This window comes from bacterium (assembly GCA_020444065.1).
In the GTDB taxonomy this organism is placed as follows: domain Bacteria; phylum Sumerlaeota; class Sumerlaeia; order SLMS01; family JAHLLQ01; genus JAHLLQ01.
In genome coordinates this window covers 93,980-113,008 of the sequence record JAHLLQ010000009.1, presented here as the reverse complement: position 1 = coordinate 113,008, position 19,029 = coordinate 93,980, and the positions used below count along the sequence as shown (strand labels likewise).

General features: G+C 61.2%; 13 protein-coding genes. 6 read left to right on the top strand and 7 right to left on the bottom strand.

Annotation, left to right across the window (positions count from 1 at the left end; all coding sequences use genetic code 11):
- The first annotated feature begins 27 nt into the window (after window positions 1–27).
- From KQI84_17890 to truA, 3 genes are read left to right on the top strand one after another with little or no spacing between them, the layout of a single operon-like run.
- Window positions 28–2,397: a DUF3488 and transglutaminase-like domain-containing protein gene (locus KQI84_17890; protein ID MCB2156752.1), complete on the top strand. Its 2,370-nt coding sequence runs from the start codon at window positions 28–30 to the stop codon at window positions 2,395–2,397.
- Window positions 2,394–3,266 carry a 3-deoxy-8-phosphooctulonate synthase gene (kdsA, locus tag KQI84_17885; GenBank protein ID MCB2156751.1) on the top strand — a complete coding sequence of 291 codons (873 nt, stop codon included), beginning with the start codon at window positions 2,394–2,396 and terminating at the stop codon, window positions 3,264–3,266. Before KQI84_17890 ends, kdsA begins: the two co-directional genes overlap by 4 nt.
- Window positions 3,263–4,054, top strand: a complete 792-nt coding sequence (truA, locus tag KQI84_17880) for a tRNA pseudouridine(38-40) synthase TruA (protein MCB2156750.1) — start codon at window positions 3,263–3,265, stop codon at window positions 4,052–4,054. Before kdsA ends, truA begins: the two co-directional genes overlap by 4 nt.
- Before the next feature lie 5 nt (window positions 4,055–4,059).
- On the opposite strand, the gene KQI84_17875 is transcribed toward truA, so the two are convergent.
- Entirely contained in the window at window positions 4,060–5,451 is a 1,392-nt protein-coding gene (locus KQI84_17875; GenBank protein MCB2156749.1) for a hypothetical protein, read from the bottom strand.
- A 188-nt stretch (window positions 5,452–5,639) separates the two neighbouring features.
- Between KQI84_17875 and KQI84_17870 the strand changes: the two genes are divergently transcribed.
- Window positions 5,640–6,566: a DNA/RNA non-specific endonuclease gene (locus KQI84_17870; protein ID MCB2156748.1), complete on the top strand. Its 927-nt coding sequence runs from the start codon at window positions 5,640–5,642 to the stop codon at window positions 6,564–6,566.
- Window positions 6,567–6,581: 15 nt separating this feature from the next.
- Here KQI84_17870 and KQI84_17865 read toward each other — a convergent pair whose 3' ends face one another.
- The 4 genes from KQI84_17865 to KQI84_17850 form a co-directional block, all read right to left on the bottom strand.
- The gene (locus KQI84_17865; protein MCB2156747.1) at window positions 6,582–7,724 is read right to left on the bottom strand and encodes a SpoIIE family protein phosphatase; all 1,143 of its coding nucleotides are present in this window, start codon (window positions 7,722–7,724) and stop codon (window positions 6,582–6,584) included.
- Between the two features lie 315 nt (window positions 7,725–8,039).
- Complete coding sequence (gene groL, locus KQI84_17860; GenBank protein MCB2156746.1) at window positions 8,040–9,689, bottom strand: chaperonin GroEL; 1,650 nt, start codon at window positions 9,687–9,689, stop codon at window positions 8,040–8,042.
- Window positions 9,690–9,764: 75 nt separating this feature from the next.
- Window positions 9,765–10,055: a co-chaperone GroES gene (gene groES / locus KQI84_17855; protein ID MCB2156745.1), complete on the bottom strand. Its 291-nt coding sequence runs from the start codon at window positions 10,053–10,055 to the stop codon at window positions 9,765–9,767.
- Between the two features lie 827 nt (window positions 10,056–10,882).
- Window positions 10,883–12,856, bottom strand: coding sequence for a DUF2961 domain-containing protein (locus KQI84_17850; GenBank protein ID MCB2156744.1), 1,974 nt, complete (start codon window positions 12,854–12,856; stop codon window positions 10,883–10,885).
- A 141-nt stretch (window positions 12,857–12,997) separates the two neighbouring features.
- Here KQI84_17850 and KQI84_17845 point away from each other — a divergent pair, with 141 nt between their 5' ends.
- On the top strand, window positions 12,998–14,155 hold the full coding sequence (locus KQI84_17845; protein ID MCB2156743.1) for a metallophosphoesterase: 1,158 nt from the start codon (window positions 12,998–13,000) through the stop codon (window positions 14,153–14,155).
- Window positions 14,156–14,316: 161 nt separating this feature from the next.
- A complete protein-coding gene (locus tag KQI84_17840; protein ID MCB2156742.1) occupies window positions 14,317–16,941 on the top strand; it encodes a protein kinase in 2,625 nt (874 codons plus the stop codon).
- 56 nt (window positions 16,942–16,997) lie between these two features.
- Here the strand turns inward: KQI84_17840 and KQI84_17835 are convergent, their stop codons facing one another.
- Both KQI84_17835 and KQI84_17830 read right to left on the bottom strand, forming a co-directional pair.
- The gene (locus KQI84_17835; protein ID MCB2156741.1) at window positions 16,998–18,005 is read right to left on the bottom strand and encodes a dipeptide ABC transporter ATP-binding protein; all 1,008 of its coding nucleotides are present in this window, start codon (window positions 18,003–18,005) and stop codon (window positions 16,998–17,000) included.
- Window positions 18,002–19,018, bottom strand: coding sequence for an ABC transporter ATP-binding protein (locus tag KQI84_17830; GenBank protein MCB2156740.1), 1,017 nt, complete (start codon window positions 19,016–19,018; stop codon window positions 18,002–18,004). The genes KQI84_17835 and KQI84_17830 overlap by 4 nt, the downstream gene beginning before the upstream one ends.
- Window positions 19,019–19,029 lie beyond the last annotated feature (11 nt).

Genomic DNA, 19,029 nt, shown 5'->3' with positions numbered 1-19,029 from the left:
CTCTCGAAGGCACCGGACGGCGAGACAATGGCATTCACGAAGGCATTTCGAGTCCTGACGATGTTGGCGGTCATGTGGGCGTTTCTGACGCTCGCGCTGACCGGCCAATTGCATTGGCCTGCCATCGTCATCTTCGTCGCCTTCTATGTCCTCGCGATCTTCCGCCATCGGATCGGCTTTCGGCTGTCCGGGATAGTGTGGGGGATTTTCAGCTTTCTGGCCATCGTGGCGACGGCCTACGTGATGTTCGTCGTCAACGAGCGCATGTACGCCGTCACGTATCTGCTCTTGTATCTCGAAATCAACAAGATGCTGACCGCGGAAAAGAACCGCGACTATCTGCAGCTCTACGGCCTGACGTTCTTCCAGGTGTTGGCGGCGTCTGTCGCCACGACATCGATCGGCTTCGCGCCGATGCTGCTTGTTTATCTGTTCATCATGATCGGGACCATGATTACGTTCACGATCAAGCGCGATGCCGAGATGACGTTTGCGCACCAGCGATCTTCGCGCCGCCGCCCCAAGCCGGATTCCCCATTCCGTCTGACCGCTTCCGATCGGCGCGCCCTGTCCTCGGTCGCCTCGCTGGCATTCCTGAACCGCCGCCAGGTGCTGCGATGGGCGGGAACGTCTCTGATCGTCTTCATTGTCGGGGCGGTGATCTTCTGGATCGTTCCACGCGCGCGACAGCAGAACTTCATCCCGGGCCTTGGGACATCGCCATTGACAGTCCGCAAGAGCGGCTTCGCAGAGAACGTCGAATTCGGCGGCGTCGGCCAGATCCAGACCGATCCCACGATCATTATGCGCGCAGAACCAACGGCGCGATTCGTCGAGGCCCGCCCCGAGTACCTTCGCATTCGCGGAACGTCGCTCGATGAGTTCACCGGCGTAAAGTGGGTGAAATCCGATGTGGTCAAGGATGCAATCTACCGGGATTCGCGCTCGAACTTCGTGCTGATGGATCCCGATGTGGCAAACCTCTACGGCGATCTGTTCGAAGTGCGCATAACGGTGGAGCCGGATCGCTCGAACTACATATTCACGCTGAATCAACCGCAATTGGTCGAGTTGGAGAGCGGCAGGGAGATGGAGGTCGACCGAAAAGGACGCAGTTTGAAGATGGCGTCCAATCGGCAAGTTCCGATCTCTTACGTCGTCGAAGGGCGCCTGCAGTCAAGCATGCGGCTCGCTTCGGGTTTTGATCGCAGCCCGCCTCGGCAAGAGGGCGACAGTAATCTGCCAATCTTCCTGCAGGCCTCCAGGGATGTGATTCAGCGATTGCCGACCGCCGTGCGCGAGTTTGCCGGCGAGACGTTTGTTGGCTCGCGCGAGGACATTGCAGACGAGAACAACCTGCAGATGCCCACCACCGCCGACATGCGAGTCATCACCGAGACGGCTCGTGAATGGACGGAGGGCATGAATTCGAAGATCGATATGGCGCGCGAGATCGAACGGCGCTTCCGCACCGAGTACGGGTACTCGCTCGATAACGACTACTCGAATCAACCGAATCACCTCAGCTACTTCCTCCGCGTGGCCCGCAGTGGACACTGCGAGTACTTCGCGACTGCCATGACGATGATGTTGCGTTCGGTCGGCGTTCCGGCGCGCATTGTAAATGGATACCTGACCGATGAGTGGTCGCGAACCGGCGGGTACTTCGTCGTCCGCCAGGAACACGCACACTCCTGGGTTGAAGCGCGCGTCGACAATGGGCCCGTCTGGGTGACGTTCGATCCCACACCGGCGCAGGGCATTGGCTCCAACCGCATTGGGCGCTCCTTCTACCATCGCTTCTCGAGCATCTTGGATGCCTTGAAACTTAAGTGGTACCAGATGGTTGTCGACTACAGCGCGCACGATCAGCGCTCCGGATTCATCGCTCTGCTGCACGCAATGCGGTGGACCGAGCGCCTGACGGATCGCAGTGTGAATGACATGGCACAATGGTGGCGCGGCGAGGGGCACAATCGCCGTATGAATGGCCGCCAATGGCTCGGTGCCTTGCTGTTGCTCGCGGCGATGGGCGTCGGCGCGTTCCTGATCTGGAGCCTGACTCGGCGCAAGCGTCGCACAACAAAGAAGGCCCCAAAGGAAGAGGTCGCGCGCGAACCCAGTGTCGTCATCCGCGCGTATCTGGATCTGATCGCCGATCTGCAAAAGCACTTCCCGCGGTCGCCGGGACAAACGCCTCTGGCGTACGCACAAACCGTTGCAGCCGGCCATGCGCCGCTCCAAGATTTCCTTCCTCTCACACAGCAATACTATCACGCGCGCTACCGCGGGGCGCCGTGGACCGAGGAATTGGAAAGCCGCGCCGCGGAGTTGCGGCTGCGCCTGCGTGAAAACACAACCGCCGAGCAATCGACCGAATCGAGGAAGACACCATGACATCGTTCAGCCAACCGACTCAACTGACGACTTGTCGCGAATTCAAGATCGGAAACGTCGCCGTCGGCGGTGCCAGTCCGCTCGTCCTGATCGCCGGACCGTGCGTGATCGAAAGCCGCGACCATGCGATGATGATGGCCGCGGAAGTCGCGAAGATCACGACGAAGCTCGGTGTCCCATTTGTCTTCAAGGCGTCCTACGACAAGGCCAACCGCAGCTCCGTGGAATCCTATCGCGGGCCAGGCCTGGAAGATGGCTTGGAGATTCTCGATGAGATCAAGCAGGCCACGGGGCTTCCCGTCCTGACCGACGTCCACAAGGAGGAGGAAGCGCAGCCCGCCGGCGAAGTGTGCGACTGCCTACAGGTGCCTGCGTTCCTTTGCCGCCAAACGGACTTCGTGCAAGCCGTCGGTCGAGCCGGCAAGCCCGTCGCCGTGAAGAAAGGCCAGTTCCTTGCGCCGGAAGACATCGTCAATGTTGTCCAGAAATTGCAGCGCATCGGATGCGAAGATATCCTGATTACGGAGCGCGGTGCGAGCTTCGGTTACCACAATCTTGTCTCGGATTTTCGCGCCCTTGCAACCATGCAGCACCTGACGCGGCTTCCTGTCTGTTTCGATGCAACCCACAGCGTCCAACAGCCTGGTGGACTCGGCAACGCGACCGGCGGAAAGCGCGAATTCGTTCCTCTGCTCGCGCGCGCCGCGTGTGCGACCGGCATCAATGCGCTCTTCGTCGAAGTGCATGACAACCCGGAAAAGGCCCTGAGCGATGGACCGAACATGCTGCCGCTGTCCGAGCTCGAAACGATGCTGCGCGGTTGCCTTGCGATCGATCATGCCTTGCGCGATTGGATGAACGCGCAATGAGTGCGACCGTTCGCCTCGCCTTGATCATCGAGTACGACGGGACGGATTTCGCCGGCCTGCAGCGACAGAAGAATGGGCGCTCGATTCAAGGGGAGGTGGAGAGCGCCGCGATGGCGCTCGGCGTGGAGGATCCGAAGTTTCGCGCGTCCGGCCGTACCGATTCCGGCGTGCATGCCCGCGGCCAGGTCATCACCATCAACCTGCCGGAACGTGTTGCATGCGGCAATCCAATCAGCGCGCTAAACTGGCATCTTCCCCTTTCGATTCGCGTACGAAAGGCCATCGAAGCCCCCGAGGGATTCGATCCGCGCCGCGACGCGCGCCTGCGCACGTATCATTACTTCCTGTGCGCGGGCCAACCCGTTCCGCCCTTGATGCGCAATCGCATGGGACGCGTGAAGGCCCACCTCGACATTGAACTCATGAGGGCCGCGGCGGACGTTCTGCGCGGCAAGCACGACTTCCGTGAATGGCGCTCCTCACAATGCCAAGCCAAACGTACCGTGCTCGATCTGAAGCGCATCGATGTCCTTCCGTGGTCGGCTGCCGCCGCGCACGGAATGGATGACCAGTGTTTTGAGATCTGGTTCTCGTGCCGCTCGTTTCTGCACAAAATGGTGCGGTACCTGGTTGGAGGCATCGTACGCGTCGGCGCTGGTCAACTCAGCGTCGAAGATCTGGCCACGCACGTCGAAGCGGGCACTCTCCCGCCGCGCGTCGCGCCCGCAGACCCGTGGGGCCTGGTGCTCGAAAGCGTCGAGTACAAATCGCCTGTGTTTCCTGAATAGGTCTGCTACAGCGTCAGAATCTCGAAGAGAACATCCGCCGCGTCAAGCTCGCCATCCGCATTCGGATCCGCACCTTCAACAGGCTCGACTCCGAGCAGCCTGAGAATGATTCCAGTAATGTCCGGAGACATCTCAGGGCGCTCGATCTGGTGCAATTCCTGAACTTGCGCGTGCCAAAGCTCGCCACGATGCATCGCGATTCCCTCGGCGTGAATCTCGGGCGTGCAGAAGCTGTATGTCGCCGCCGGCACATTCATCGTATCGGTGCTCAGCGCATCTGCATCGTAGACGTCGATCGAACCGACAGCCCCGTCGACCTCCAGCAACTTGTCGCGCCCGCTGGCAACATACGCGTACGCACCATGCAGAAGGATGCCGTTCGCGTCGTAGGTCTTGATCGGATATGACGTCAGTGTCTCGAACGGCTTGTCGACATCATAGGTGAAGATGCGCGGGTCGGGACTGTCCTCATCCGGCTGATATTCAACCATCCAGATTGTCGTATTGTCGGTGACATCGACGCCGGCAATGTCGCCGTCGTCGCCGACGTCGATCTTGTCAGAGAAGTCGACGAACCCTTTGAACTCAAGCGTCCGCTTATCGAAGTTCGCGATATTGAGTATCGTCGCACCGGCACGGGCGCGCTTGACGCTTCGGTCTGTGCGGAACAAACCAACAACAAAATCCGTTACGGGTGCATAAACATAGTCATCGCTGACACCAATATCTCCGATGTGTTTCAGATCGCTGTCGTAGTCGATTGTGACATCATCGATAGCAACCCAGGCATCCGAATCATCTGGCCAAATCTTGGAGATCACGAGTTCCTGCTGGTCGAGGATTTCACTGAACCCTCGCGACGTGTAGATGTACTCGTCGTCTGACGTAATGCCCTCGTTGGCACGCCCCTCGTTAATCAGGCGATGAATATCGCCGACGCAGACTTGTCGAAGAGTCGGCAAATCGACGTCGTTGCACTCCTCGGGCATCTCATCTTCGGTGTCGCATCGATTCGATTCAATCGTGATGACCGAATCAACCCAGCCGGAGACGATGTCGGTATGCTGGATGCAACGCGCCTGCGTACGGACGTCGTACTCGGTCAGTTTGATCGACGAGAAGAGCGGAACCGTCACAGCCTTGTACTTGTGCGTCTTGTCCGCGCCGGTCCAGTTGGAGTACTCGCTGCCGTCCCCCCAATCGAATCGATACTCAAGTTCATGGCCGAGACTGCTGAAGGCGCCCTGCGCCGTGAAACTCGTCGAACGATCTGCAAAGCCGTATGCCGGATGATCCAGCAATGTCGGCGCATGAACGACTTCCTGCGCAGATGCACTGACCGCCAGGAGGAGGACAAAGAGCAAACTTGACCAGAGGGTGAGAAACTCTCGCTTCATCTATGAGGATCCGGATTCCTAATTTCGTCGCTGAGTGGCACCATTAAAAACGCGCGGGGCATAGCCCCCGTGCAACCGAAATGTCCGACAGCAGGAATTCCTGCTGAATGGATCCGGACCACTCTCTTGTTGCCGCTGTTGGAATTCCGCGCGCATAAGTACCAGTACCATCATCCGGAGGTCTCACCATGGCCAGACGACGAAACCTGCGTCGGAGAATCAAGCGCACGGTCGCCCTAACCATCTTCCTCACTATCGCGATCTTCTCCGGCACGGGCTACTTCGCCGATACGCCCTGGTCGCCGGCGGTTCGCGCCACGACGGACACGGTCGTTTCCTCCGGCGAGACCATCGTTCGCGAAATTGCCCCCGCCCGCCCGGAGATTCACTGCAAGCACTTCTTCCACGGCTACCCCGCCGGCACCCCGGCGACGAACGATCTGATCATCCGCGACATCTACGCGATGTCGACCAACGACGATACGAAGTTCGCCGACTGGGTCGCGTATCGGCTCGACCGAGCAACTGTCTATGGCAATGTCAAGACGCAACGAAACTGGAAGCCGGATCCCTGGCTGGATCCGGACGAGACATTGGAACCGGACGACTATCGTGGTGCATTTGCGGAGTTACATACCGATCGCGGCCACCAGGCGCCGCTGGCCGCCTTCAAGGGCACGCCCTACTGGGAGGAGACGAACTACCTCTCGAACATCACCCCGCAGCGCAGCGATCTGAACCAAGGCGTGTGGGTTGAGCTCGAAGGTTATGTGCGCGATCTCGCCCTGAGCAACACCGTCTACATCATGACCGGCCCCGTGTTTGAGCGCGAAATGCCCAGCATGCCTGGTGCGGACGAACCCCACCGCGTCCCCAGCGGCTACTGGAAGATCGTCTGCGTCGCGAACGACAAAGGCATGCCGCAGCAGGGAGCAGCGTTCTTCTTCGATCAGGAGACCCCGCGCAACAGCCCACTGAGCGATCATGTCACAACAATCGACGAGATCGAGCAACGCACCGGACTCGACTTCCTGTGGGAACTGGATGACCCAATGGAAGATGCGATCGAGCGCGACGCAAACGCCGACTGGGTAAAGAACTTGATGGCGGGATAAAAGGGGACGGAGTCGCTACTCGGCGGCGCTTCCGTTCCAGTGGACAAGCATCAGCGTCAGATCGTCCGGCAAGCGAACGAAATTCGAGTAGTGCAGCAACTCGGCTTCCAGCTTCTCCAGCGCGTCGCTACGCGGCTTGAGATTCATCCAACGCGCGATCTCCATCAAGCCATCCTCGCCCAACGGAACGCCGTCGCGATTGGAAACTTCGGCAGCGCCATCGCTGTACAGCAGCAACGAATCCCCGTGCTCCAACTGCATCTCGTGGTTCTCATACTGGAACTCGCGCAACAGACCGATCGGCAAACCGTCAGTACGTAATGGCTCGATGTGTCCATCTTCCGCCGCGCGCCATAGGAAGGGAGCCGGGTGGCCTGCGCCGACATACTTCAGTTCGCCGGTCGCCACGTTCAGGACGCCATAGAAGGCCGTCGCGAAATAGTGATCCTCACCCACCAGCTCCTTGAGTCCAAAGTTCAGCCGCTGGAAGAACGTCCGCGGGTCGGGCATCAAGTCGCGATGCTGTTCCCACAAAGCACGCAGGTGCATCGTGTAAAGCGAAGCCGCCACGCCGTGGCCCATCACATCGGCAAGGATCATCCCGTAGCGATCTTCGTCGATCTGCTCGATCCGATAAAAATCGCCGCCGACGTATTCCATTGGAACATGGTGAATCAGAAAGCGGACGCGCTCGTCCACCGGCAGTTGCGACCGCATGGCGTTGTCTTGAATCAGGCGAGCCTGTTGCAGATCGCGCAGGAAAGTCCCCGCCTCGCGGAAGACCTCAACGCCGCCGATGACCTCTCCGGCGTCGTCATGGATGGGTGCGACAGTGACTTGCAGAGGAATGCGGTAGCCGGCTTTCGTCCGCGCAAAAAGGATGATGGGAACGTCGCTGAAGCAGCCGGATTCCATGGCGCGATACAACGGACAGAACTCCTGTCCGCAAAGGCAGTGATCGTCCTTGTCCTTGTGAACCAGGATGTTCTCGTGGCACGCGCGGCCCACGACTTCCTCGGGGGTCCAGCCAGTAATACGCTCGGCGCCCTTGCTCCAGAAGATGATGCGCCGGTCGCGGTCAGTCACATAGACTCCGTCCGCGAGCGCGTTCAGCACACGGTTGCTATCCACCTGAGCCAGCAAATCCTCCCCATGCATGTCCTGTGCGTCTCCTTTCCTACTACTCATAGCCTAGAGGGCGATCGCTCCATTGCCAACTGTTTTTAGAGCGCTTCAAAGAGGAATGAACATTCGGTTTTCTGCCAGAATGAGCATGCCACGCCTGGGCCAGGTGCAATCCCGGCGCTCCATTCGTTCTTAACGATCTGGGAATTTCACTCTATCTGAGTCGTAGGCCCTCATGTCGCATAGGGGCAAGCAGTTTAAGATAAGTCTGCAGATATGAAGAAAAGCCCCCGGATCGCGAGGACCCGGGGGCTTGTTAGTGTCTTTGTACGTTGTGCGCTGAGCGGCTTAGTACATTCCGCCCATGCCGCCCATGCCACCCATTTCCGGGTGCGCGTGGGCGTGGCCGCCCTCGGACTCTTCCTTAACCTCGGTCACGAGGCACTCGGTCGTGATCAGCAGACCGGAGATCGAAGCGGCGTTCTGCAGCGCGGAGCGGGTGACCTTCTTCGGGTCGATGACGCCCGCCTCGAGCAGGTCGACGAACTCGCCCGTCGCGGCGTCGAAGCCGTTGTTGCCCTTCAGCTCCTTGATCTTCTCGACGATCACGCTGCCCTCGAGGCCGGCGTTGCTCGCGATGAAGCGGGAGGGAGCTTCGGTGGCCTTCAGGACCACGCGGCCGCCTGCCAGCTCGTCCGCCGGCAGCTTCTCGATGGCCTTGGCAGCCGTGGCACCGGCGCGCAGCAGCGCAACGCCACCACCAGCCACGATGCCTTCTTCGACGGCTGCGCGGGTCGCGTGCAGCGCGTCCTCGACGCGGGCCTTCTTTTCCTTCATGGCGACTTCAGTCGCAGCGCCGACCTTGATGACGGCCACGCCGCCGGCCAGCTTCGCGAGACGCTCCTGCAGCTTCTCGCGGTCGTAGTCGCTCGAGGATTCTTCGATCTGACGAGCGATCAGCTTCTTGCGGCCTTCGATGGAGGCGCTGTCGCCACCACCCTCGATGATGACCGTCTCTTCCTTCGTGATCTGGATGCTCTTGGCAGAGCCCAGGTCTTCGAGGGTCGCGCTGTCCAGCTTGCGGCCGGTCTCTTCGCTGATGACGGTGCCGCCGGTCAGGATCGCGATGTCTTCCAGCATGGCCTTGCGGCGATCGCCGAAGCCCGGTGCCTTGACGGCGCAGATGTTCAGAACGCCACGCAGCTTGTTCACGACGAGGGTCGCAAGGGCTTCGCCCTCGACGTCCTCGGCGATGATCAGCAGCGGCTTGCCGCTCTGGGCGACCTTCTCCAGCAGCGGAAGCAGGTCGCGCATGTTGGAGACCTTCTTGTCGTGGATCAGGATCAGGACGTCCTTCAGATCGGCGACCATCTTCTCGGTGTCGGTCACGAAGTACGGGGACAGGTAGCCCTTGTCGAACTGCATGCCTTCGACCAGCTCCAGCTCGGTCTCGATGCCCTTGGCTTCTTCAACCGTGATGACGCCGTCCTTACCAACGCGATCCATCGCGTCGGCAATCTGCTCGCCAATTTCCTTGTCGCCGTTGGCCGAAATGGTGGCCACCTGGGCGATCTTGCTGTGGTCGCGGGTGTCGACGGAGAGCTTGTTCAACTCGCCAACGATCATCTCGACGGCCTTGTCGATGCCGCGCTTGATGGCCATCGGGTTGTTGCCGGCGGACACCAGCTTGAGGCCTTCGCGGTAGATGGCCTGGGCCAGGATCGTCGCAGTCGTGGTGCCGTCGCCGGCCACGTCGCTGGTCTTGCTGGCGACTTCGCGAACCATCTGGGCGCCCATGTTTTCCATCGCGTCCGGAAGTTCAATTTCCTTCGCGACGGTCACGCCGTCCTTCGTAATCGTGGGGGAGCCGAACTTCTTCTCCAGCACCACGTTGCGGCCCTTCGGGCCGAGGGTAACCTTGACAGCATCGGCCAGCTTATCAACGCCGCGCAGAATCGCTGAGCGCGCGTCCTGGCCGTAAGTCATTTGCTTCGCCATGGAATCATCCTCCTTGGATCAATCCGAAACTTTGCGTGTGTATCCTAAAGATTTGGTGCGTACGCGGGGGATCTTTTAGCCGACGACGGCCAGGATCTCGTTCTCGCGCATGATCAGGTATTCCTTGCCATCGATCTTCACATCGTTGCCGGAATACTTGCCGAAGAGCACGCTGTCGCCGACCTTGACGTCGAGCTTGTTGCGCTCTCCCTTGTCGTTATAGGTGCCCTCGCCAACGGCGACGACCTTGCCCCGCTGGGGCTTTTCCTTCGCAGTGTCCGGGATGATGATCCCGCCCGATGTCTTCGTCTCTTCTTCATCGAGACGCTCGATCACAACACGGTCATGCAATGGTCTGAGGTTCATGTTTCGACTCTCCTTCTATGAGTCAGGGTAGGTTTGTTTTCCGGGCGCAGAGATGTGCAATCCGAATGCCACCATCCGACCCAGATGATTAACGGCTGAAATTTCTTGGGTTACATATGCGCCACAGGGGGCATCGGCCCCCGTGGTGTTTCAAGGAGACACACCGGAAGCGCCAGCCTGCCCCGGGTGTGTCATCGCATGGTGCGACAGGTGGGATGGGGGAACTCCTTCGCCCCCTTCGGGGACGAGTCTACTTTCAATCACTGACCCTGAGCTCCTCCGGTCGCTCAGGGCCATTCAACTTGGCACCCTTCGGGTACCGCGCGACCGAAGCCTTGCTCGAACGTCACAGGGTCACTGGAAGAGGGGCGAGATCGACTTTCGGACGCAGCCGGGGCCAAGCGATTCGTTCTTCACGAACGGCGGGTCAGAAGGAATCCTACGGAAGGGGATCAACGTCGGAACGCCTGACGCCCCGCAGACAGCTACTCAGATCTCCCCTTCCTCCGGAGGAGGATCAGTTGAATGGCCCCGGGCGACCGAAGCCTTGCTCGAACGTCACAGGGTCACTAAAGGAAGGGCGAGATCGACTTCCCGACGCAGCCGGGGCCAAGCGATTCGTTCTTCACGAACGGCGGATCAGAAGGAATCCTCCGGAAGAGGATCAACGTCGAAGCGCCTGACGCCCCGCAAACAGCTACTCAGATCTCCCCTTCCTCCGAAGGAGGATCAGTTGAATGGCCCCGGGCGACCGAAGGGGAGCCCGGGGTAAGCATCGTCAACGGCCCGGTCCCCGAAGGGGGCCAAGAAGGCCCGAGCAGCGCGCCTTACTGCCCCCGGTGATAGTAATACCGCGTCGTCGGATGGAACAGGAAGTAGTCCACTCCCGCCCACGTGTCCTCGGCGGCCGGGTTCTTGCCCACGATACGCAACCCGATCCGATGGTTGCCGTAGGTGATCGGCACGTTCCCAATCGTCAGGGGCCCAGTCGTGTGGTAGGGTTTCGCGGTGTAGAGGTCGATCGGCCGCCCGACGGGGACGCCGTCGATCTCCACCTGCACGATTCCGTAATCCTTCGCGCGGGTGAACTGCCCGGCCAGATCGTAGACCCACGTCTGCGGGATATCGACCTCGAACTCCAGCACATTGCCGTCTTCCGTGTCGTGCCAGAAGACCTGGTAGTCGTTGCTCCAGATCGGCGAGTACTGGTTCTCGGTCACGCCGCCGGTCAGTTCCGCGATCGGAAGCAGCTCGGCCTCCGCAATCATCCCCGGATCCGGCCCGCGGAAGATCACACAGTCCAACACCAGCACGCGCGGCATCACGATCTCGTCGTAAATGTCGCCGTGCTTGATCCAACTGGTCGTCGAGTCGAAGTCCTCGAGAATCGGAACAATGGTCAGGTCATGCCGCCCTCGGCGAAGGAATGCCGAGCCGAAGATCACCGGGCCGGACGCCGGATTCACGCAATCCAGCGGACCGGTCAGAGGCATCTCGTCGTAGGTGTTGTAGGGCTCGCCGATTCGCTGGCCGTCGATTTCTAGGGCAAACTTCCCGCCGGACGCGCACTTGATGAACGACGCGCCGAGTTGATACTCGCCATCCACCAGCGCATCCACCTGGACCGTCACGCCCTGCGGAAAGAGCGTCTCCAGCGGCTTTCCGAGCATCGCCTGGAATCGAGAGACCTGCGGGTCGTAGTTCTGCGTCTCCCAAAGCGCGCCGGGCATGAAGTCTTCGGCTTCAATCGCACCGGAGATCGTGTAGAGCGCGGCCGGCTCGCTCGCCAGACGCTCGTCCACGGCCGGCATTGGCGGAAACGGCGCGTGGGGCTCCTGCTGGTACCAGAACGTCGTCACCGCATAGTCCACCGCCTGCGAGTTGTACGCCACGCCATGACCGAACGTCATTCCGAGGGAGCGCCCGAATGGAACTGGGTCTGATAGATGCAGACGAGACGCGATGAACCGCGAAGCATCCCAATCGGCTTCGATCAACGACGCATTTGGCAGAACCGGCGTGGTTCCACCGTTGAACCAGCCCATGTTGAAGTACGACGGGGTGGCGACGCTGAAGAGCGAGCGCTCGCCATCGATTGAGAGTGCGACCGGCGCACGAAGAAACGTGTCGCGCTGACGCCAGAGCCCTTGGGCGACGAGCATCGCGCCCGCGAAGAGTCCGCGGCCTTCCGCCTGGAGTGCCACGAAGTTCTCGCCCTGCGGCACGGGATTCTCCCGCCGCCACTGTGAATGGAAGGTCGCGACATCGGACGGCAATTCCACGTCGGCCAGGTAATCGATCTCATACCCGAGTGCAACCGCGCGGAAGCCCTGGTTCCAGAGCTCAATGCGAGCAGAGCGCTCGAATGGCATCGGCCAGTTGCAGGAGTAGGCATTGTTTGTCGACGAGAACAGATTGCCGTCGGCGTCCATGTTGAACTGGAAGGGCGAGCCGAAGAAGTCGCCCACCGGAACCTCGACGGAGGGCTCTTCCTCGCCGTCCCAGTAGATGCGCAACAGAATGTCGCGCGGTACACTGGTAGGCTCGATCGGCGTGAACTGAAACCACATGCGAGTGATCACGCCGGGGCCTTCGATCGTTGCCAACTCCGTCGGCCAGTCGATCGGCAGCCATCCTGCCGTCTCGCCCATGGGCGCGTGCGAGGAGATCTGATGAGCCTCTCCCCCAGCGAATGGTACCAGCCCCGCACCCGGCCCCATGGGCCGAGCTTCGGGCCCGCGCGCGCACCCCGCCAGCAACGTTGCGACGCAAAGCAGTGAGAAGAATACGATTCGCATCATGGTTTGCATTCTAGTGGCACCGCGGGACGAAAACGCGAGCGGATTTTGCCCGATGAAGTGTTTCATCGGGGTCAGCGTCGAATCCCGGAATGGAGCTTTTCGCTTTCCGTCGACCCGCTACATCCGCTTACTGGCGGAACGATGAGTGTCCTGGCGAACATCCTTGGAATCTGCATCGTCGGCTTGCTGATCGCCGTCGCGGCGTGTGGGACATTCGTTTGGTTCTACAACCGCATGCTGTCGAGAATGCACGAGTCCGTCACGAAGAAAGTCGTCGCATTGGCAACCCTGCCGCTCGGCTGTCTCGCGGGGCTGGTGGGCGGCTGTCGCATGGTGTTGAGCACACCGGCCGGTGCCGAACGCTGGGTCTGGCTGGTCGGCCTGGCGGCCGGGATTGGCCTCGTGCTGCGGTACACTCGCGTCAGTCTGTTCAAGCGCCAATACGCGCGTGGCTCGCGATTCGAGCGTCCCCGTCTTCCGGTGCCGTCGGCAATCGACTGGACCGGCCTGCGTCCGCACTGGAAACCGTTTCTCTGGATGCTTCAACCCGTGAACTGCGTCGGCGATTTGCGGATTCATCGCCGCGTCGTCGAGGTCCGCGATCTTCCGCCGGAGTTCGATGGCTATCGCATTGTCCACCTGACCGACATGCACATCCACAAGACGCTTACGCCGCAATGGTACGACGGCGTGATCGATGAAGCCCATGCTTGGAAGCCGGATCTGCTGCTGTACGGCGGGGACTTCATCTCGAAGCATCCCCAGATTCCACGTATCCCGGGGATCATGAGCCGCCTGGGCGCCCCCGATGGGGTTTACTACGTTCGCGGCAATCACGACTTCTGGAAAGCTCCACAACGCATCGCCCGTCTTGCAGAACAATGCGGCATGAAGCTTCTGAGCAACCAGGCCGTCGTTCTCCGGCGTGGCGCGGCGGCACTGACCCTGATCGGCGTCGAGTCCCCTTACATCCCGATGACCGGGACCGATCGCGATGCGCTGGCTCAATTGCCCAGGCCCCGGATCGGTCTGGTGCATGCCCCGGAGGGCTACGCGGATGCCGCGGCGCTTGGCTGCGTGGTGGCTCTTGCCGGCCACACTCACGGCGGCCAGGTACGCTTGCCCCTGTTCGGCACCACGGTCAGCAGCACCGCAGCCGGACCCATCGCCGCCGAAGGCCCCGGCCGCTGGGGCGACATGTTGACCCTGACCAGCCACGGACAGGGGTCCTTCTTCCCCCTGCGATTCCTCTGCCCCCCGGAGATCATCGTGGTGGATCTCGTGCCGGCGGAGGGCTGAGCCAGGCAGCTATCTCCCTGGCGGCCCACCCGCTCGCCACTCATCACTCGCCCTTCGCCACTAAATCTCCCACTTGTCCTTGTGGACCGGCCGCTGCAAAATGATTCTCTTCGAAATCAGGAAGGCCCAGTCCTGAGAATCCAAGTCGCCGAGCGCCGCCGTTGAGTTCCGCCGAGATCAAACAGCCCGAGGTCGTTTCCCGCGTCACGCTGCTGATGACCGATCTGGTCAATCGCGACGACCTGATGATGATTCTGGGCGAAGAGCGCGCAAACGAGATCTTCGAGCATCACGATCGCACCGCCCGGGCGCTGATCGGCATCTATCTCGGGCGCGAGATCAACAAGTCGCGCGGCTTCCTCTTCCTGTTCGAGCGCCCCATCGATGCCGTGCGCTACGCGCTGCGGTACCACGAGTCCGTCGATGCGATGTCCGAGGAAATGGACGTGACGCTGTCGGCGCGCGTTGGCATTCACACGGGCGAAGCGATCGTACGCGAGAATCCGCCCGACATGGCGGAGCGTACCGGCCGGCTGCGCGAAATCGAGGGGGAAGGACGACGCGCCACGGCTCGCATGCTGAAGCTCGCCGAGCGTAACCAGACGCTGCTGAGCGAAGAGGCTTTCGAAGAAGCTCGCGCCGCGGCCGTCGGCGAGGATGCCGTCAGTCGCGAAACGCGCTGGATGTATCACGGGCTCTATCAGTTCCCCGATCACGAGAAGCCGCTCGGCGTGTACGAGGTCGGCGCGGAAGGCATGGCACCGCTCGAGGCTCCCGAGTCTCCCGACGCCGAGCAGTTGCCCGACGGGTTCAATGAGACGCTGCCGGGCTGGCGCCCAACCGCGGGCGAATCGGTCCCGGCTCGCGAGGGCTGGACTCTGGAGCGCGAACTGGGTACGGGCGGCTTCGACGAAGCCTGGTTGGCGCGCCACGAGAAGGGTGCCCGCCGCGTGTTCCGATTCTGCTTCGGCCAGACGCGCCTTCGGGCATTGCGCAGCCAGGCCAAGCTCTTCCGGCTTCTGAAAGAACGCCTGGGCAATCGAACCGATGTTTTGAGCGTGCGCGGCTGGCACCTGACCGAGCCGCCATACTTCCTCGAAACCGATTACTACGAAGGCTGCAACTTGCGCGAGTGGGCCCAACGACGCGGCGGTCTGGAAGCAATCCCGATCGAAGAGCGCGTCGAGCTCATCGCGCGCATCGCTGAGACGCTGGCGGCCGTCCACGGCGCCGGGATCCTGCATCGCAATCTGAAGCCGATGAATATTATCGCCATCGATAACGGACACCCACCTCAGGTGCTCCTGACGGACTTCGGGCTCGGAACAATCATCGATCGCGAGTTGGAATCGGGCGGCATTGCAGATATCGGCTCGGCAATTGATCAGTTCCTGGACGATACGCCGGAGGCCCTTCGCGAGGCGGCTCTCTATCGCGCGCCGGAGCTCGAACACGGCCACCCGGCCAACCCAAAGACGGACATGTATTCGCTGGGCGTGTTGTTCTTCCAGATCCTCGCCGGCGACTTAAATGCCCAGCCGATCAACCTGGAAACCGTGATCGCCGACGATGTGTTGCGCGGCGATGTCTCCGATCTGATCGCAACCAATCCGGCACAGCGCCCGAACGCGCGCGACCTTGCGGAGTCACTTCGCAAACTGCCCGAACGCCGCAAGAAGAGCGGAACACGCTCCTGGGTCGAAGTGGGTGGCCTGGCATTGTGGGCGGCGGTGTTGATCGTCGCGGCAGTCCTTCTGTTCCGTGGACGCGGTGGCGACGAGGAGCAACCCGCTCCCCCGCCGGAGGAAACGCCCATCGCCGTCGTGCAACCAACTCCCGCGCCGACTCCTGCTCCGGCCCCGATGAAGAAGCCCGAGCCCACACCGGAACCGCGCGCACCGGTCGGCATGCAGTTGGGCAATGTGTTTGTGAATCCCTATCCGCCGATGCGCGGCGAGGAGTTTCAGATCCGATTCCGCACAACCGGCACACCGCTGGAGAACGCCGAAGAGGTCTTCATTCACCGCGGACGAAACGCGTGGGCGGATATCGTTTCGCCGGATCAGCAGATGGAACGCGTCGAGGACAACGTCTGGGAAGTGCTCTTCACGATCGAACTCGGCACCGAGCAGATCGACTTCGCATTCCACAACGGCGAAGCAACGTGGGCGAACAATTTTGACCGCGACTGGCACCTGCAGACGTTTTCGCGCTTCGCGGATCCGCCGCCGCCGCGGTCGCCCTTCGTGATGGACGGCAAGCTCGATCCTGGCGCCTGCATCGTGGGCTCGGCCAAGAGTCCGCGCATGTGGATTGGCATGCGCGAGGGCTGGCTCTACGTGGCAGCCGACGCGCCGTTGGACTATGGCGAAGAACTGAACTGCGATGCGTTCATCATGATCAGCGGCAACACCGTCCGTCGGCGTGAATCGCCCTGGCAGAAGTCCGGCTACGTCGCCGACTTCCAGTACTTCCTCGCCCGCGAAGGGGATAACGAATTCGTCGGCTGGTACCCTATCACCGACAATCTGGAAGAGAACGCCGTGGCCGACGATCCGACGCGTTTCATGTCGGCGCGCGATGGGTACTCGACCTTCTTCGAAGGCACGATCCGCGCGGCCGGTGTCAGCCGCAGCCAGCCACTGTTCGTCGCCTTGGGAGTCTATGGTCCAGAGCCCGGTGGTGAATTGAAGGCCCAGGCGCCCGAACCGCGCTCACAGAATCTCGATGTAGACACAGCCGAATACTTCCAGATCACGGGCGACGTCGAACCGTGTGACGAGTAGCTCTCTACCACAAACTCTAAATGAAAACCGGCCCCGTTTGGGGCCGGTATTTGTTATCAGATTTCGTGTTTCCGAATGCACGCCGCGAGATGTTCGGCGTCGCTCTCGGGGACCTTCTCCAGCGGCGGGAGAGCCGCCTTGCATTCCTCGATCATGAACGGGCAGCGCGGGTGGAATGGACATCCGCGCGGCGGGTTGACGGGACTGGGAGCTTCGCCGCCGATCGGGACAAACTCGCGCTTCCGGCGCGGGTCGGGCTTCGGAATGGCCTCGATAAGAGCACGCGTGTATGGATGCCGCGGATTCTGGAAGATGATGTCGCGCGGCGCCTTCTCGACAATACGTCCAAGGTACATAATCGCGATCGTGTCGCTGATGTATTCCACGACGGACAGGTCGTGAGAAATGAAGACGTAGGTCAGCCCCAGGTCCTTCTGCAACTCAACCATCAGGTTGATCACCTGGGCCTGCACGGAAACGTCGAGAGCCGAGACGGGCTCGTCGGCGATGATCACGCGGGGGTTCAACGCGAGCGCTCGCGCAATGCCGACGCGCTGGCGCTGGCCGCCGGAGAACTCATGGGGATAGCGATTGATCTGCTCGCCGCCGAGACCGACGCGCGCAAGCAACTGCTCGACGCGTGCGATCTGCTCCGCCTTCTTTCCGATGCGGTGTACAAGTAACGGCTCGCGCACGATCTCGCCAACGGTCATGCGCGGGTTCAGCGAGGAGTAGGGATCCTGGAAGATCATCTGCAGGTCGCCGCGCAGTTCGAACAACTCGCGATGATTGGCAGTGGCCAGGTCGCGGCCTTCGAAATGCACGTGCCCGCCGGTTGGTTCTTCCAGCCGCATCACGGTTCGCCCGAGGGTCGACTTTCCGCAGCCGCTCTCCCCGACAAGGCCGAGCGTCTCGCCCTCCTTCAAGTCGAAGTCGACGCCATTGACGGCACGCACTTCGGCCTGCTTCGTGGCGAAAACACCACCGCGAATCGGGTAGAACTTCTGCAGTCCGCGAACCTTCAGGATCGGATCGGAACCATTCTTCTGGGCCGTCGCGCTCACTGTGCCACCTCCGCGGGCTCATTGACTTCAAGCGGGAAGTGACACGCCACGCTGTGATTCCCGGAAAGCTCGCGCAACCGCGGGTCTTCCTCGACGCAGCGCTTCTGATCGGCTTCGGGCAACGCCTTGCAGCGGGTGCAACGTTCCGCGAAGCGGCAACCCTTCGGCGGCCGAAGTAATGATGGTACCGTGCCTTCGATCGTCGGCAGTCCGCCATCGCGTGTGTGGCCGGTGCCGGGGATGCTCTCCAGCAGACCGCGTGTGTAGGGATGGCGATTGGCCTCGAACAACTCCGCGACCGGAGCAGACTCCACAACCCGGCCAGCATACATCACGACAACGTCGTCGCAGGTTTCCGCCACGACCGCCATGTCGTGCGTAATCAGGATAATGGCCGTGCCGAATTCCTTCTGCAGTTCCTTCATCAGGTGAAGAATCTGCGCCTGGATCGTCACGTCGAGCGCCGTCGTCGGTTCGTCGGCGATCAACAGATCCGGTTCGCAAAGCAATGCCATCGCGATCATGATGCGCTGCTTCATACCGCCGCTGAGTTCGTGCGGGTATTGCGTCACGCGCTTCTCAGGTTCGGACAGGCCAACCGTTTCGAGCATCTTGATCGAGCGCTCGCGAGCTTCTTTTTTCTTCAGGCCGAAACGCAGCTTCAGCACTTCGCCGAGCTGCTTCTCCACCGTGTAGACCGGGTTCAGAGAAGCCATCGGATCCTGGAAGATCATCGAGATCTCTTTGCCGCGAATGGACGGCATCTGGCTCTGCTCGAGCGACAGGATGTCGTCGCCCTTCCACAGGATCTGACCGCCGACGATTTCTCCCGGCGGATTCGGAATCAGCCGAAGGATCGACATGGCTGTCACGCTCTTGCCACAGCCGGACTCGCCCACGACACCCAAGGTGCGGCGCGAATCCACCGACAACGTCACCCCGTCGACGGCCTTCAGCGTTCCCGCTTCGGTCGTGAATGCGACCTGCAGGTCATTGATCTCAAGCAGTGCCAATTCGGTTCCTC

Coding starts and splice junctions, on each gene's coding strand:
- KQI84_17890 (MCB2156752.1), top strand. CDS start 28: ATGGCATTCACGAAGGCATTTCGAGTCCTGACGATGTTGGCGGTCATG.
- kdsA (MCB2156751.1), top strand. CDS start 2,394: ATGACATCGTTCAGCCAACCGACTCAACTGACGACTTGTCGCGAATTC.
- truA (MCB2156750.1), top strand. CDS start 3,263: ATGAGTGCGACCGTTCGCCTCGCCTTGATCATCGAGTACGACGGGACG.
- KQI84_17875 (MCB2156749.1), bottom strand. CDS start 5,451: ATGAAGCGAGAGTTTCTCACCCTCTGGTCAAGTTTGCTCTTTGTCCTC.
- KQI84_17870 (MCB2156748.1), top strand. CDS start 5,640: ATGGCCAGACGACGAAACCTGCGTCGGAGAATCAAGCGCACGGTCGCC.
- KQI84_17865 (MCB2156747.1), bottom strand. CDS start 7,724: ATGCATGGGGAGGATTTGCTGGCTCAGGTGGATAGCAACCGTGTGCTG.
- groL (MCB2156746.1), bottom strand. CDS start 9,689: ATGGCGAAGCAAATGACTTACGGCCAGGACGCGCGCTCAGCGATTCTG.
- groES (MCB2156745.1), bottom strand. CDS start 10,055: ATGAACCTCAGACCATTGCATGACCGTGTTGTGATCGAGCGTCTCGAT.
- KQI84_17850 (MCB2156744.1), bottom strand. CDS start 12,856: ATGATGCGAATCGTATTCTTCTCACTGCTTTGCGTCGCAACGTTGCTG.
- KQI84_17845 (MCB2156743.1), top strand. CDS start 12,998: ATGAGTGTCCTGGCGAACATCCTTGGAATCTGCATCGTCGGCTTGCTG.